The organism is Mycolicibacterium novocastrense (genome assembly GCF_001570485.1).
GTDB lineage: Bacteria > Actinomycetota > Actinomycetes > Mycobacteriales > Mycobacteriaceae > Mycobacterium > Mycobacterium novocastrense.
This window is the reverse complement of sequence record NZ_BCTA01000087.1, coordinates 34,703-49,130: the sequence shown is the minus strand read 5'-3', so window position 1 is coordinate 49,130 and position 14,428 is coordinate 34,703. Positions and strand designations below refer to the sequence as shown.

The window sequence follows — 14,428 nt, the reverse complement described above, 5'->3', positions numbered from 1 at the left end:
CAGGGGCACAGGCGACGAGTCAACGGCGTCGGCGCGAGCGTAGATAGTCGCCGACGACGGCGGCGCCCAACCCGTCGAGATCGGGAACCACGACGCGGCCCTCCACTCGGCGGGCCACCTGGTCGATGAACCGGGCCAGCCCGGGATCGTCGCCCAACCGGAATATCGTCACCTGCGCGCCGAGCGCGGCGACGTCGTCGAAGCCCTTGACGGTGTGGGCGATCGTCCGGGGGTGCGGCGGGTAGTCAAAAAACACAGCAGAACTGCGGTCGCCGTGCGGGCTGCTCTCCAAGTGCGCTGTCGGTTCGCCGTCGGTGACGACGAGCACCACCGGCTGGGCGTTGGGATGCCGGCGCAGATGCCGTCCGGCCAGCGCCAGCGCGTGATGAAGGTTGGTGCCCTGCTCGTACACCCCCTCCAGGCCGGTGAGCTCGGCCGCGGTGACCGTGCGCGCGTAGCGGCCGAACGCGATGATCTGCAGCGCGTCCGAGCGGAACCGGGTGCTGACGAGGTGGCTGAGCGCCAACGCCGTGCGCTTCATCGGCAGCCACCGGTTTTCCATCACCATCGAGAACGAGGTGTCGACCAACAGCGCGACCGCCGCCTGAGTGCGTGTCTCGGTCTCGGAGACCTCGACGTCTTCGACGGTGATCTTCAGCGGACGCTCGACGGTGCCCGTACCGGCGCTGCGCAGTACCGCGTTGGTGAGCGTGCGGGTGACGTTCCACGGTTCCGTGTCGCCGAACGCCCACGGTCGGGTCGCACCGGTCAGCTCACCCGCAGCACCAGCGCGACGGGTCTCTCGCTCCCCGTGCCGCCCCGAAAGACGTTGCGCCACATCACGTAGTGCGGTCTGCCCGAGTTGGCGCATCGCCTTGGGCGAGAGCCGCCACTGGCCGTCGGACCCACGGTCCAGGAAGCCCTGGTCCATCAGCGCCCGTTCCAGCTCCGCAAGCGTGCGCGCGTCGACGGCGGCGTCCTCACCGAGTTGGCGGGCCAGCATTTCGAGGTCGACGTCCTCCATCGTGGCGCCGGCATAGCTCTGCGACAGGGCCTCGGCGAGCTGTTCGAGTTCGGCGATGTCCTGCATCGCCTGGGCGCCCTCGCCCATGCCGAGCGGGTTGTCCCCGGAGAACCGCGACGAACCGGTCCAGTCCTCCCCCGGCCGCGCCGCCTGCAGATGCGCGTCGAGCCGGTTGAGCGCGTTCATCAACGACGGCGAGCCGAACGCCTGTTGGGCCAGTGCATCCAATTCAGCCCGCTGCTCGGCCGACAGGCTGTTGCGGAACCGCTGCGCCGCGGCCGCGCGCTGGGCCAGCGAGTCCAGCAACTCCTCGACATTGCGCGGGTTCTCCGGGAAGAACTCGCCGTGCTTGTCCATGAAATTCTCGAAGTCTTGCTGGGTGTCCTCGCCCCGAGAATGTTTGTCCAGCAGATCGTTGAGGTCGTCGAGCATCTCGTTCACGCGCGCACGGTCCTCGTCGGTGGCGTTCTCCAGCGCCTCCTTCATGCCCGCGAACCGCTGGTCGAGCATCTCGCGGCCGAGCAGATCCTTGATCTGCTCGTACTTCTCGCGGGCTTCCTGCGATCGCCAGTCGTAGTCGGACAGCTCCTGCACGGCCTTGGCCGGCGACGGCGGCAGGTTCTCGATCTGCATCTCCTGGAAGCGGGCGTCGTCGTCCAGCGCGCGGGCCAGCTCCTTGCGCTCGGCCAGCACCGCCTCGTCGAGGAGCTTCTTGATCTCGGCGAGGGTGCCGTCGAGGTTGTTGCGCTGCAACAACTCCCGACGACGGCGATTGGCCTCGGCGGCGAGCTTGTCGGCGCCGCGCATGTTCTTGGTGCCGCGCCGCATCAGCTCGGACAGCGCGCGCCGCGGCGAGCTGCCCTCCATCACGTCCTGCCCGATCTGCTCGAGCGCCTCGCGCAGGTCGATCGGCGGTGCCAGCGGGTCGGGCCCGCCGGTGTACCGCGAATACCGCGACGTCCTCTTACTCACCGGCCGCACCCCGCAACCGCCTCGAGTGTGAACCTGACGACGTTATCCGGCGCTTTCCGTCGTCAGATTCACACTGGGGCCCGCACCACGAGACATGGTCAGCCATAGACCGTTTCGCCTTCTCCGGACACCTTGTCGATGCGCTTGGCCAGATACAGCGCCTCGAGCGCCAACTCGACGGCGGCCGCGCGCTGGCCGTCACTCGTCGCGCCGAGCCGCTTCTGGACCTCGGCGATGGCGGGCACCTCGGGCACCGCGGCCAGCACCTCGCGCGCCGAAACGCGCTCACCCGTCGTCACCGCCGAGCCGTTTTCGATCGCCACCACCAGAGGCCCGACGTCGATGCCACCGAGCAGCCGCTGCGCCGTGTCGGCGGTCGCGCGCCTCAGCAGGTGTTCGAGCACCGCCTGCTCGCGGCCCTCTTCGCCGGACTCAAACTCGAGCTTGCCGCGCAGCACGTCGATCACCGTCGACAGGTCGACCACCCGGGCCACCGGCTCCCCCTCACCGAGCACCGCCGACCGGTGGCGGGCGGCCGCGGCGATTGTCTCGGCGGCGGCGATCGCGAACCGCGCGGACACCCCCGAGCGCTGATCGATCGAGCGGGACTCGCGCAGATATCGGGCGAACCGCGCCAGCACCTGCAGCAGGTACTCGGGCACCTCGGCGGCCAGGTGGGCCTCCTGCGTTATGACGCCGACCTCTGCCGCAAGCTCCAGCGGGTAATGCGTGCGGATCTCGGCGCCGAACCGGTCCTTCAGCGGGGTGATGATCCGGCCGCGGTTGGTGTAGTCCTCCGGGTTGGCACTGGCGACGACGAGCACGTCGAGCGGCAGCCGCAGCGTGTAACCCCGCACCTGGATGTCGCGCTCCTCCATCACGTTGAGCATCGACACCTGGATGCGCTCGGCGAGGTCGGGCAGCTCGTTGATCGCGACGATGCCCCGATGCGCCCTGGGAATCAGCCCGTAGGCGATGGTCTCCGGGTCGCCGAGGCTGCGGCCCTCAGCCACCTTGATCGGGTCGATGTCGCCGACGAGGTCGGCCACGCTGGTGTCGGGGGTGGCCAGCTTCTCGGTGTAGCGCTCGCTGCGGTGCCGCCACGCGATCGGCAGGTCGTCGCCCGAGTCCGCGGCACGGCGAATGGACTCGGGGGTGATCGGGACGTACGGGTGCTCGCCCAGCTCCGAACCGGCGATCACCGGGGTCCACTCATCGAGCAGACCCGTCAGCGCGCGCAGCAGTCGCGTCTTGCCCTGACCGCGTTCGCCGAGCAGCACCACGTCGTGGCCGGCGATCAGGGCGCGCTCCAGCTGAGGGATGACGGTGTCCTCGAAGCCGAGGATGCCCGGCCACGCATCACGTCCCTGTGCCAGCGCGGCCAGCAGGTTGTCCCGGATTTCTTGCTTGACGCCCCGCTCGCGATGGCCCGAGGCCCTCAGCTCGCCGACGGTGCGGGGTAGATCTTGGGGTTGAGTCACCACTCCAAGCTACGACTTGTCTCGCCCGCGTGCGGGTTCCCCATGCCCGCCGCGTCCACTCAGCCCTCCGACGGCGGCAGAAGTTGGAACCCGTCGAGGATCGCCTCGCTGTCGCGCTGATATGTCGGGTTCTCGGGGACCAGGGTCTGGACGGTCACGCTGACCGCGAAAGTCCGGCGCTCGGTACGCATCACCGCGCCGAGCGCGACGGCCGGGTGCGGCGCGACGTTACCCATCGCCGGCATCTGGTAGTCGAACGTCCTGGCGGGTACCCCACACAGCGCGCGCTCGGTTTCGCGCACGTCGGTGGCGCCGATGCCCGACTCGAGCGCGTCGCGCATGTTGGTGAATATCAGGCCCGCATCCTGCACGCCCGGCGCGCTCTCGAGCGTCACCACGACGTTCGGCGTGAACCCCTGCGCCGTCAGATCGTCGTTGCGCATGGCGAAGCGGATCAGCTCCGAATCCATCATCGTGGTCCGCACCCATCCCGGCGGCGTCGGGATCCGCATCACCGGCTCGTTGTCGTTTTTCGCCGGGATCGTCGTCAAAGGGTCGTCGACGACCTCGCACTGCGACGAGTCGAGTCCGCCGGAATCGGCCGCCGCCGACAGGTCGTCACCCGCGACCGCGCGCGCGTCGTCGATGGTCCGCGTGCAGGAGACCAGCAGACCCGTCGCCAGCAGGAGAGCGATGGCAGCACGCGACGCAGTGGGCATGCTGTGCAACATAACCACCTCCCGCCGTCTTCGGCGGAGATCAACCAGACATCAGTGCGCGAAGTGACGCGCCCCACTGAGATAGAGCGAGATACCCGCTCTGGCAGCGGCTTCGGTGACCTGCTCGTCGCGAACGGAGCCGCCCGGGTGGATGATCGCCTTCACGCCGCCCTCGGTCAGCACTTCCAGCCCGTCGGGGAACGGGAAGAACGCGTCGGAGGCGGCGACCGCGCCGCGCACCCGGTCGCCGGCGCGCTGCACCGCGAGCCGAGCCGCGTCGACGCGGTTCACCTGGCCCATACCGACGCCGACGGTGGCGCCGTCCGCGGCGACGACGATCGCGTTCGACTTGACCGCCCGGCACACCCGCCACGCGAACTTCAGGTCGGCCAGCGTCGCCGGATCGGCGGGCTCGCCGGTGGCCAGCGTCCAGTTGAGCGGGTCGTCGCCGTCAGCGGTGAACTCGTCGCGCTGCTGTACCAGCAGGCCACCGCTGACCTGGCGGAACTCGGTCCCCCCCGGCTGCGGTTCGGACGCCACCAGCACCCGGATGTTCTTCTTCCGGGTGAGCACCTCCACCGCGCCGGCTTCATAGGCGGGCGCGATGATCACCTCGGTGAAGATGTCGGCGACGGTTTCGGCCATCTCGACCGACACCGCGGTGTTGGCCGCGATCACACCGCCGAACGCTGAGAGCGGATCGCATTCGTGGGCCTTGCGGTGCGCATCGGCCACCGACCGCGACGAGATCGCGATACCGCACGGGTTGGCGTGCTTGATGATCGCCACACAGATCTCGGGGTGGTCGAAGGCGGCGCGCCAGGCGGCGTCGGCGTCTGTGTAGTTGTTGTAGGACATCTCCTTGCCGTGCAACTGCTCGGCCTGCGCCAGGCCCGGCCACCCGGCGTCGTCACGGTAGAGCGCGGCCTGCTGGTGGGGGTTCTCGCCGTAACGCAAGACGGCGCTGCGCCGCCACGTGCCACCCACCCACGCGGGCAGCTTCTGAGCCGGCTCCTCCGGCGCGAGAACGGCACCCATCCAGGAGGCAACGGCGACGTCGTATTCGGCTGTGTGCCGAAAGGCCAGAGACGCCAGGATCTTTCGTTCGGCCAGGGTGAACCCGCCGGACCGCACCGCGGCGAGCACGCCGTCGTAGCCCAGCGGGTCGACGGCCACCGCGACGCTGGGGTGGTTCTTCGCGGCGGCCCGAACCATCGACGGACCGCCGATATCGATCTGCTCGACGCATTCGTCGATGCTCGCGCCGGAGGCGACGGTCTCGGCGAAGGGGTACAGGTTGACCACGACGAGTTCGAAGGCCTCGACACCGAGATCGGCCAGCGCCGAGACATGTTCGGGCTTGCGCTGATCGGCGAGCAGTCCGGCGTGCACACGCGGGTGCAAGGTCTTGACTCGACCGTCGAGCACCTCGGGAAAGCCGGTGACCTCCTCCACGGGTGTCACCGGAACACCGGCGGCGGCAATGGTTTTCGCGGTCGATCCCGTCGAGACGATGCTGACCCCGGCCTCGTGCAGCCCGCGCGCCAGCTCGGCGAGGCCGGTCTTGTCGTAGACGCTGATCAACGCCCGCCGAATCGGCCGCTTGCCTTCGGTCATCCCAATGTCGCCTTTCGTCCCGTCCAGGTCACACCGCGGACAGCCACCGCGGCCAGTACTTCGGCCAGAAGCCGTCGTTCGACGACTTTGATCCGCTCGTGCAGTGTCGCCTCGTCGTCGTCGTCGAGGATGGGCACCGCCTCCTGGGCCAACACCGGCCCCGTGTCGGTTCCCGCGTCGACCAGATGCACGCTGCACCCGGTCACCTTGACGCCGTACGCAAGCGCATCGGCGACCGCATGTGCGCCCGGAAAGGCGGGCAGCAGCGCCGGATGTGTGTTGATGATGTGGCCCATGAACCGCGAAAGGAAGTGCGGCCCAAGGATTTTCATGAAGCCAGCCGAGACGATCAGGTCGGGCTCGTGCGCGGCGGTGGCTTCGGTGATCGCGGCGTCCCACGCAGCCCGGTCCGGGTAGTCGCGCAGGCGCACGGTGAAGGTCGGAACCGATGCGGCCGCGGCGATGTCGACGGCGGCGCAGTCGCGGTCCACACCGACGGCGACGATCGATGCGGGATAGTCGCCCGCGGTGGCGTCCAGCAGCGACTGCAGCAGCGACCCGGTCCCCGACGCCAGCACCACGACCCGTGCAGGAACCTTCGGCGGTACGCGGAGGGGTTGCTGCACGCCTGGCAGCCTAATGGGTGCCGGGCGGGCCGTCGTCGTCCGCCATGAAGTGCTCTTCGGGGTCCTCGACGACGTCGTTCGCGGCGTCGTTCGCGGCGTCGTTCGGCAGGTCGGCGGGGGCCTCGACCTGGTCGGCTTCGGTGCCCGCGTTATCCCTGATTTCGGCTTCGAGGGGTTCATCGCCGACGACCTCGGTGGCGAGTTCCGGTTCGACATCATCGGATTCCGGTTCGGGTTCGGGTTCGGGTGCCGCATCTGCCTCCGCCTCGGCCTCCGCGTCAGGGTCGACGTCGGAGTCGGGGTCGGAGTCGGGGTCGACGACCGCCTTGGGCGCGCGCGGCCTTCGGGCGATGCCGCCGGCCATCACCACCGTCAACGCTCCGATTCCGGCGAACCAGAGGAACACCGCGGGCCCGAACGTCGCCTGATCGACGCCGACGTCGCCGAAGTTGCCCAGCCGCCCACCGCCGGCGTAGCCGAGTAGCGCCATGGTCAGCGCCGCCAGAGCCGACGCGACGACCAGCTTGCCCAACGCCGGGCCGAGCGGAAGCGGATGTCGTGCGCACTGCTGCCCGACCGCGACCGCCGACGCCGCCGCGACGATGAGCAACGCCACCCACACCGGGCCCAGCGGCGGCGAGGGCACCGCCGCCAGCACCGGAAGCGCCGGAATGTCGCCGCCGAACACCGTGAAGGAACTGAAGGTGGCGAGCCCGACGTGTGCGCTGGACCCGACGGCCACCGCGGCCGTTCCGACCAGCACGTTCGGGATGTACAACACCGACAGCACGGTCAGGCTGAACTGTCCGAACATGGAGTCGGTGATCGAGTAGAGCTCGTCCATCGTCGACCAGTGCACGATCAGCGAACCCGCCATCACCACACCCGACAGGCCGACGAGCGCGAGCACACCCGCGACCGCGGCGCGGAAAGCATCCGGCAGCCAGGCGGGCAGCGAGAACCGAAGCGAGGTCGGAGCCATCAGCCGCGTGCCGACCCGGGACCCGACCCCCACCACGGCGCCGATCGCGTGCACGGCCAGCACACCGCCGAAGGCCCGCAACGCGTGCGGTGTCTGCAGTTCGGTGAGCACCGAAGCGGCGTCGTGCACGACGGCCAGCGCGATCGCCGCGATCAGCAGCGGACCGCCCAACGCCGAGGCAACCACCCAGCGCGTCACGAACCACGAGGCGTTCGGACCGGTCGCCGCGGCGGTCGTGCGGGCCGTGCCCCATACCATCGCCAGAGCGGGCATCAGCGGCATCACCCCGAGCTCGGCGCCGCCGATGGACACGGGCACCAGATGTACGCCGAGCCACATGCTGGCGATGGCCCCGAGGGCGCCGGTCATGTCGCTGTTGGCGATCAGCAGTTGCAACAACACGATCGCCGCGATGACGACAAGCGCCACCAACGACGGCCCGAACGCGACCCGAAGCAGCTCACGCGCCTGGCGTGCGCCGACTGGCCGTTGATCCACTGGTTGAGCCGCTCCTGTGTCAGGCTGCCGTGCGGCGGTGACGCACGCGCGGCTCAGACTACTGGCTCACCTCAGGAAGGCGGCGGACCCGACTGCGAGGAAGACGACGGTTGTTGGGGAGCCTGAGTCGTCGCCTCCGACGCCTGCGAAGACGACGACGGCGGTTGACCGTAGGCGGGGAACCCGGTCGGCGGTGTCGGCGGACCCTGTTGACCCTGCTGCCCCTGGGGGTGGCCCTGTTGCGGGGCTCCGGGGTAGCCGCCGGTCGACGGGCCGCCCGGATAGCCACCTGGGTACGTCGACGGATATCCGGGCCGCTGCTGCGGTCCGCCGTGCTGCGGCTGGCCCTGCTGTCCGTAGTACGGGCTCGGTGCGCCGTACTGCTGGTGTCCGTAGGACTGGTCGTACTTCGGACGCGGCGCCGGCGGAGTGATGATGCCCGACTCGAACAACAGCGCGGCCACCGCGACGATCGCCTGGAACAGCGAGAACGCGATGATCAGGTACAGGCCCCAATCGATCGCGGCACCGCTGGGCCGGTTGATCACTTCGGCGATGACGAGGAGGAACGCCGCAACCGCCAGCACCGCGTACACCGAGGTGTGGACGCCTTGCCGGGGCAGGAGCGCCGTTCCGGCGAGCAGTCCCGCGACGAGTGACGCCGCGACGGCGAGCACCAGACCGAACGAGCTTCCGCTGATGCTGCCCAGCCCCGGGAAATCCGACGCGGAGATGGTGAACAACGGCGCAAAGCTCGCGAGGTACACCGCCAGCCCCAGCAGCGCCACGGCGACAGCCAGGTACATCGGCAGCTTGCTCGCGACGTCGGACGCCGTCGATGAGCTCTCCGGCGCCCTGCCGAACTGCTGCGTCGGCGCCGAGAACTGGGTGGTCGGCTGGTGTGCTTGCGGGTATCCCGGGCTACCGGGTGGTCCTTGGGGGTACGACATGGCCTCTCCTGTGCTCGGGCGGGCTTTGAAAACCACGCTAGCGCACAGCGGCTCACGCAGAGACCAGCACCGGTTCGCCCACAGTGCCCTGTTCGGACCGTTCGATCTCGCGGACCAGCGGCAACACCTTCGCGCCGAAGTATTCGATTTCCTCCTGGAAGTGCAAAAAGCCCCCGAGGATCAGATCGACTCCGCGTTTGCGGTACGCCGCAATGCGTTCGGCGATCTGCTCGGGTGTGCCGATCAGCTGCGTGCGGAAGCCGTCGTTGTACTGCACCAAGTCCTCGAACGTCGAATCCGCCCACATGCCGCGCTTGTCCGCGGTCGAGTTGCCGGCCTGTTGGACCGCGGCGCGAAATCCCTCCACGGCGGGTTTGTTGGCCTTGGCGATGATCTCCCGCAGCGTCTCCTTCGCTTCTTTCTCGGTGTCGCGGGCGATGATGAAACCGTTGAGCCCGAACCGCACCTCGCGGCCGACCGTGCGGGCGTGCTCGCGGACGTCGACGATCTGCTCGGTCACCCCGTCGTAGTCCTTGCCGTTGGAGAAGTACCAGTCCGCAAAAAGGCCGCCGTTGCGCCTTGCGGCCGTGGAGTTACCGCCTTGGAACAGTTCCGGATTGGGCCGCTCGGTGGTGTTGAGCGGTTTGGGTTTGAGCGTGAAGTCGTGGATGCGGTAGAAGTCGCCGCGGAAATCAACGTCGTCCTCGGTCCAGATCTTGCGCAGCACCTGCAGGAACTCCGCGCTGCGCCGGTAGCGTTCGTCGTGCTCGAGCCACGGCTCACCGAGGTGGGTGAACTCGTCTTTGAACCAGCCCGACACCACGTTGACCGCGAACCGGCCGTTGGACAGCTGGTCGGCCGTCGCGCCGAGCTTGGCCAGCACCGCGGGCTGCCACAGCCCGGGATGCACCGCGGCGATCACCTTCAGTTTCTGGGTGGCCAGCAGCAGCGCCAGGCTGAAGCTGGTGGATTCGTGCTGATACTCGGCCCCGTAGTGGCCTCGTAGCGCACCTGGCTCAACGCGTACTCGAACCCGTTGTTCTCGGCGGTCCTGGCGAGCTTGGCGTTGTACTCGTAGTTCCAGTCGGTGCGCTGCTCGATGTCGCTGGTCACCAATCCGCCACTGACGTTGGGCACCCAGTAGGCGAACTTCACGTGATCGGCGATGCGTTCGGTCGTCATGGTCTGACATGACAACAGCGACCTGCTTGCACGTCGCCGGTATCGCTCGCGGTGATGCAAACCCCGTGCTTGCCCCCCAGACTGAAACACGTTCTAATTCTCGGCATGGATTACGGGCTCGTACTGTTCACCAGCGATCGCGGGATCACCCCGGCGGCGGCGGCCAAGCTCGCCGATGACCACGGTTTCACCACGTTCTACGTGCCCGAACACACCCACATCCCGATCAAGCGCCAGGCCGCGCATCCGACGACGGGCGACGAGTCGCTGCCCGACGACCGCTACATGCGGACGCTCGATCCCTGGGTCAGCCTCGGCACCGCGGCCGCGGTGACGTCGCGGGTCCGGTTGTCCACGGCCGTCGCGCTGCCGGTCGAGCACGACCCGATCTCGCTGGCGAAGTCGATCGCCACGCTCGACCACCTCTCCGGTGGGCGAGTCAGCCTCGGGGTCGGGTTCGGCTGGAACACCGACGAGCTCGCCGACCACAATGTGCCGCCCGGTCGGCGGCGCACGATGCTGCGCGAATACCTCGAGGCGATGCGGGCGTTGTGGACGCAGGAGGAAGCCTCGTACGAGGGCGAGTTCGTCAACTTCGGACCCAGCTGGGCGTGGCCCAAACCGATCCAACCGCACATCCCCGTCCTCGTCGGGGCGGCAGGAACCGAGAAGAACTTCAAGTGGATCGCCCGGTCCGCCGACGGCTGGATCACCACACCGCGCGACTTCGACATCGACGAACCGGTCAAGCTGCTACAGGACACGTGGGCGGCCGCCGGGCGCGACGGAGCACCGCAGATCGTCGCCCTCGACTTCAAACCCGACCCCGAAAAGCTCGCCCGTTGGGCCGATCTCGGTGTCACCGAAGTGCTTTTCGGCCTTCCCGACAAGTCCCCCGACGATGTCGCCGCGTACGTCGAGCGGCTGGCAGGCAAGCTGGCCGCCCTGGTCTGATCAGGGTTCACCGAAGCCGGCCGCGCCGAGTGCTCGCTGTCCCGCGTCGCCGGTCACCGCGTCGACGAAGGCTCGCGCGAGCTCCCGCCGCGTCGAATCGGACAGCGTCGCAATCGGATAGACGTTGACCACGTCGGCGGCTTCGGGAACCGGCACAGCGGTGACGCGCGTCCCGGCGTCACGGGCGTTGGTGACATAAACGATTCCGGCGTCGGCCTGGCCGCTGGTCACCTTGTTCAGCACGTCGGTGACCGACGACTCCTCGCTGACCGGGTTGAGATCGACACCAGCGGCCTGCTCCACCTTCCGTGATGCCGCCCCGCACGGGACCGCAGGGGCGCACACGACGGCGGTGATCCCAGGTCGGGTGAGATCACGTATTGTCTTGATCTCCTTGGGATTTCCCGGCGATACCACGATGACCATGGTGTTGGTCGCGAAGTTCACCGGGTCGCCGGCGAGCAGTCCGGCGTCTGCGACCTTGTCCATGTTCACGGTGTCGGCGGAGGCGAACACGTCGGCCCGCGCCCCCTGCGTCAACTGCGTGGCGAGGTCGGAGGAGCCGGCGAAGGAGAACTCCACCCGAGTGCCGGGGTGGTCCTTCTCGAACTGCGCGCCGATCTCGGTGAATGCCCTGTTCAGCGACGCCGCGGCGAACACCATGAGCGAATCGCGCTGCGGCCCTTGTCCGCATCCGGTGGCCAGGGTCAGCAGCAGTGCGGCCAGAAGCGAGAGAGGCCTCACGACTGCTCCTCCCTGTGGTCAGGCCAGGCTGGCGCGGTTGATCTTCTCCGTCGGACGCACCGTGATCGCCGCGCCGAGCGGATCGCCGTCCGACATCAACGCGACGAGATCCTCCTCCTCGGAGATGGCCAGGAACCGTGAGTCATCCGAATCGAGTCTGCCGACGATGATCCCGGTGCGGACCGGCCAGTCGTAGCGCACAGAGTAGGTCTCGATCGTCGCGCGCCCTTCCGGGCGCTCGGTCACCGGGACCGTCGGCAGTGCCGCGACGTCGGTGTCGAGGCGCTCGCTGTCATTCGTCCGCCAGTCGGTAGGCAGCGTCGAATAGATGCCGACGGAGTATTTGCTCATCGTGCCGCCGTTGGCGCCCACGAAGCCGAAACATCCGGGCCGATCGCGCATTTGGGTGACGGTCTCGGCGATGGCGTGCAGCGAGTAGCTGTTACCCGGGCCGCCGAAATACGGAAGGCCGCCGGTCACCGTCAGGCCCCGCGGGTCGTCGCCGTCGATGCCCAGCGCCTCGCAGGCGACGAACACCGGGAACGGGAAGCAGCTGTACAGGTCGAAGGTGGCGATGTCGTCGACGTCGATCTGCGCCACCCGCAGGGCTTCGTGTACGGCGTGCACGGTCGCGGGACTGGCGCCGAGGTCGACGCGGTCCAGCAGGTCCTGCTCGGTCATGTCCGAATGCCCGTGCAGATACACCCATTTCTCCTCGGGCACACCGAGTCGGCGTGCGGCCGCCACCGACATCATGATCGCGGCGGCGCCCTGGTTGACCTGATCGCGCGCCACCAGCAGCCGGGGGTAGGGATCACAGATCATCCGATTGTCGTCGGTGACGGTGAGGATCTCCTGCACCGACCGTTCGACCGGTGATGACGAAAACGGGTTCTTCGCAGCGACTCTGGACAGCGGTGCGAAGAGCTCGGCCATCTGCCTGCGATATTCGGCAACGCCGAGTCCCAACCGGCTGCGGCGCGCGTTGTCCAGCAGTCCGTACTGCACTGCGGCGCCGGTCAATCCGTGCGACGCGGTGTACTCGGTGAAGTATCTGTGGATCTGGTGTCCGCGGTCCTCGAGCTGGCCCTCGACGTGTTCGGTGAAGTCGGGCTTGGCTTGTCCCTGTTCGGCGGCACGGCGCCAGTAGCGCGCCGTCGAACCCGGTTCCGAACCGATCACCATCGCCACGTCGAACTCACCCGCCGCGATGGCTTTGCCCGCTTCGGTGACGAGCTTCTGCGGCCCCTGCCCGCCGACCGGTTCGAGCACGACGCGTGCGGGATCGCCGCCGACGCGCCCCATCACCGAGCGCGGGTAGTTGTTCGACTTGCCCAGCGTCGCGGGCATCGGCCCGGAGATCTCGAACTGGCGCAGCGCGTACACGGTCTCGATGGCCTTGGCGGCCACCGTGGCGTCGAGCCCGGTGTCGGCAAGCGCGGCGCGCACCGCTTCGGTCGCGAGGTCGACCGCCGACATGCCCCGATAGCCGGGATCGTCGATGCGCTCGGTGAACTGCCCGACGCCGACGATGACCGGGGTCCGGGAATCGACCATTACAGACCTCCTGACGACTGTTAATTCGTCAGGCTAATCGAGGACTGGAACGCGTTCCTAATCCTGCGGCATGCTTCACACCCCGCGTGGGCCCACCACAAGCCGCGCGTGGGCCCACCCACAAGCCGCGAGCGACCGCTTTTGCACACCGAACAGCGGCGTGTCGGCGTGCAGACGCGGTCGCTCGCGCAACGAGGGGCTTTCCCTACAAGCTCTGCAGGATCTCCCGCGCCAGGTTCGCGGTCTCCGACGGGGTCTTGCCGACCTTCACGCCCGCGGCCTCCAGCGCTTCCTTCTTCGCGGCGGCGGTGCCCGAGGAACCCGACACGATGGCACCGGCGTGGCCCATCGTCTTGCCCTCCGGCGCGGTGAACCCCGCGACGTAGCCGACGACCGGCTTGCTGACGTTGGCCTTGATGTAATCGGCCGCGCGCTCCTCGGCGTCGCCACCGATCTCACCGATCATCACGATGACCTTGGTGTCGGGGTCCTTCTCGAACGCCTCGATCGCGTCGATGTGCGTGGTGCCGATGACGGGATCGCCGCCGATGCCGATCGCGGTCGAGAACCCGAAATCGCGCAGTTCGAACATCATCTGGTAGGTCAGCGTGCCGGACTTGGACACCAGGCCGACCGGGCCCGGACCGGTGATGTTGGCCGGGGTGATGCCGGCCAGCGCCTCACCGGGCGTGATGATGCCCGGGCAGTTGGGTCCGATGATGCGAATTTTTGGACCCTTCCCTCCACCTTTTTCCAGGTTGTACGCCCACGCATACGCGGTGTCCTGCACCGGGATTCCCTCGGTGATGACGACCAGCAGCGGGATCTCGGCGTCGATGGCCTCGATGATCGCGTCCTTGGCGAACTTCGGCGGCACGAACACCACCGACACGTCGGCGCCGGTTTCCTTCATCGCCTCGGCGACAGTGCCGAACACCGGCAGCTCGACATCGTTGCCGTCAGAGTCCTTGTGCGACACCGTCGTTCCGGCCTTGCGTGAGTTGACGCCGCCGACCAGCTGCGTGCCCGCCTTGAGCATCAGCGCGGTGTGCTTGGTGCCCTCGCCGCCGGTGATGCCCTGGACGATGACCTTGGAGTTCGCGTTCAGAAAGATAGACATCG

At 68.2% G+C, this 14,428-nt stretch carries 11 protein-coding genes and 1 pseudogene; 1 reads left to right on the top strand and 11 read right to left on the bottom strand.

Going from position 1 to position 14,428, the window contains the following annotated elements:
* Positions 1-19: 19 nt before the first annotated feature.
* The 8 genes and pseudogenes from RMCN_RS26470 to sfnG all read right to left on the bottom strand — a co-directional run bounded on the left by RMCN_RS26470 (position 20) and on the right by sfnG (position 10,051).
* Complete coding sequence (locus tag RMCN_RS26470; protein ID WP_067395645.1) at positions 20-1,996, bottom strand: vWA domain-containing protein; 1,977 nt, start codon at positions 1,994-1,996, stop codon at positions 20-22.
* A 98-nt stretch (positions 1,997-2,094) separates the two neighbouring features.
* On the bottom strand, positions 2,095-3,477 hold the full coding sequence (locus RMCN_RS26465; RefSeq protein ID WP_067395642.1) for a sigma 54-interacting transcriptional regulator: 1,383 nt from the start codon (positions 3,475-3,477) through the stop codon (positions 2,095-2,097).
* A 59-nt stretch (positions 3,478-3,536) separates the two neighbouring features.
* The gene (locus RMCN_RS26460) at positions 3,537-4,196 is read right to left on the bottom strand and encodes a hypothetical protein (protein WP_067395639.1); all 660 of its coding nucleotides are present in this window, start codon (positions 4,194-4,196) and stop codon (positions 3,537-3,539) included.
* Between the two features lie 51 nt (positions 4,197-4,247).
* Positions 4,248-5,813: a bifunctional phosphoribosylaminoimidazolecarboxamide formyltransferase/IMP cyclohydrolase gene (gene purH / locus RMCN_RS26455; RefSeq protein ID WP_064412123.1), complete on the bottom strand. Its 1,566-nt coding sequence runs from the start codon at positions 5,811-5,813 to the stop codon at positions 4,248-4,250.
* On the bottom strand, positions 5,810-6,439 hold the full coding sequence (gene purN, locus RMCN_RS26450; RefSeq protein ID WP_064412124.1) for a phosphoribosylglycinamide formyltransferase: 630 nt from the start codon (positions 6,437-6,439) through the stop codon (positions 5,810-5,812). The genes purH and purN overlap by 4 nt, the downstream gene beginning before the upstream one ends.
* A 10-nt stretch (positions 6,440-6,449) precedes the next feature.
* Positions 6,450-7,919, bottom strand: coding sequence for a cell division protein PerM (locus RMCN_RS26445; RefSeq protein WP_067395593.1), 1,470 nt, complete (start codon positions 7,917-7,919; stop codon positions 6,450-6,452).
* 71 nt (positions 7,920-7,990) lie between these two features.
* The gene (locus tag RMCN_RS26440) at positions 7,991-8,869 is read right to left on the bottom strand and encodes a DUF5336 domain-containing protein (RefSeq protein ID WP_067395590.1); all 879 of its coding nucleotides are present in this window, start codon (positions 8,867-8,869) and stop codon (positions 7,991-7,993) included.
* A 52-nt stretch (positions 8,870-8,921) separates the two neighbouring features.
* Positions 8,922-10,051 (bottom strand): annotated as a pseudogene (gene sfnG / locus RMCN_RS26435) (dimethylsulfone monooxygenase SfnG).
* Between the two features lie 105 nt (positions 10,052-10,156).
* On the opposite strand from sfnG, the gene RMCN_RS26430 reads away from it, so the two are divergent.
* On the top strand, positions 10,157-11,005 hold the full coding sequence (locus tag RMCN_RS26430; RefSeq protein ID WP_064412128.1) for an LLM class F420-dependent oxidoreductase: 849 nt from the start codon (positions 10,157-10,159) through the stop codon (positions 11,003-11,005).
* Here RMCN_RS26430 and modA read toward each other — a convergent pair whose 3' ends face one another.
* The 3 genes from modA to sucD all read right to left on the bottom strand — a co-directional run bounded on the left by modA (position 11,006) and on the right by sucD (position 14,426).
* Positions 11,006-11,749 (bottom strand): molybdate ABC transporter substrate-binding protein, encoded by a 744-nt coding sequence (gene modA / locus RMCN_RS26425; RefSeq protein ID WP_234787798.1) that lies wholly within the window; start codon positions 11,747-11,749, stop codon positions 11,006-11,008. It abuts the gene before it with no gap.
* Positions 11,750-11,767: 18 nt separating this feature from the next.
* Positions 11,768-13,306, bottom strand: coding sequence for an acetyl-CoA acetyltransferase (locus RMCN_RS26420; RefSeq protein WP_067395588.1), 1,539 nt, complete (start codon positions 13,304-13,306; stop codon positions 11,768-11,770).
* 205 nt (positions 13,307-13,511) lie between these two features.
* Positions 13,512-14,426, bottom strand: a complete 915-nt coding sequence (sucD, locus tag RMCN_RS26415) for a succinate--CoA ligase subunit alpha (protein WP_067395586.1) — start codon at positions 14,424-14,426, stop codon at positions 13,512-13,514.
* Positions 14,427-14,428: the final 2 nt, after the last annotated feature.

Bases quoted from the DNA above. Each gene is read 5' to 3' on its own strand.
- sucD (WP_067395586.1), bottom strand. From the start codon at position 14,426: ATGTCTATCTTTCTGAACGCGAACTCCAAGGTCATCGTCCAGGGCATC.
- RMCN_RS26430 (WP_064412128.1), top strand. From the start codon at position 10,157: ATGGATTACGGGCTCGTACTGTTCACCAGCGATCGCGGGATCACCCCG.
- RMCN_RS26460 (WP_067395639.1), bottom strand. From the start codon at position 4,196: ATGCCCACTGCGTCGCGTGCTGCCATCGCTCTCCTGCTGGCGACGGGT.
- RMCN_RS26420 (WP_067395588.1), bottom strand. From the start codon at position 13,306: ATGGTCGATTCCCGGACCCCGGTCATCGTCGGCGTCGGGCAGTTCACC.
- RMCN_RS26440 (WP_067395590.1), bottom strand. From the start codon at position 8,869: ATGTCGTACCCCCAAGGACCACCCGGTAGCCCGGGATACCCGCAAGCA.
- purH (WP_064412123.1), bottom strand. From the start codon at position 5,813: ATGACCGAAGGCAAGCGGCCGATTCGGCGGGCGTTGATCAGCGTCTAC.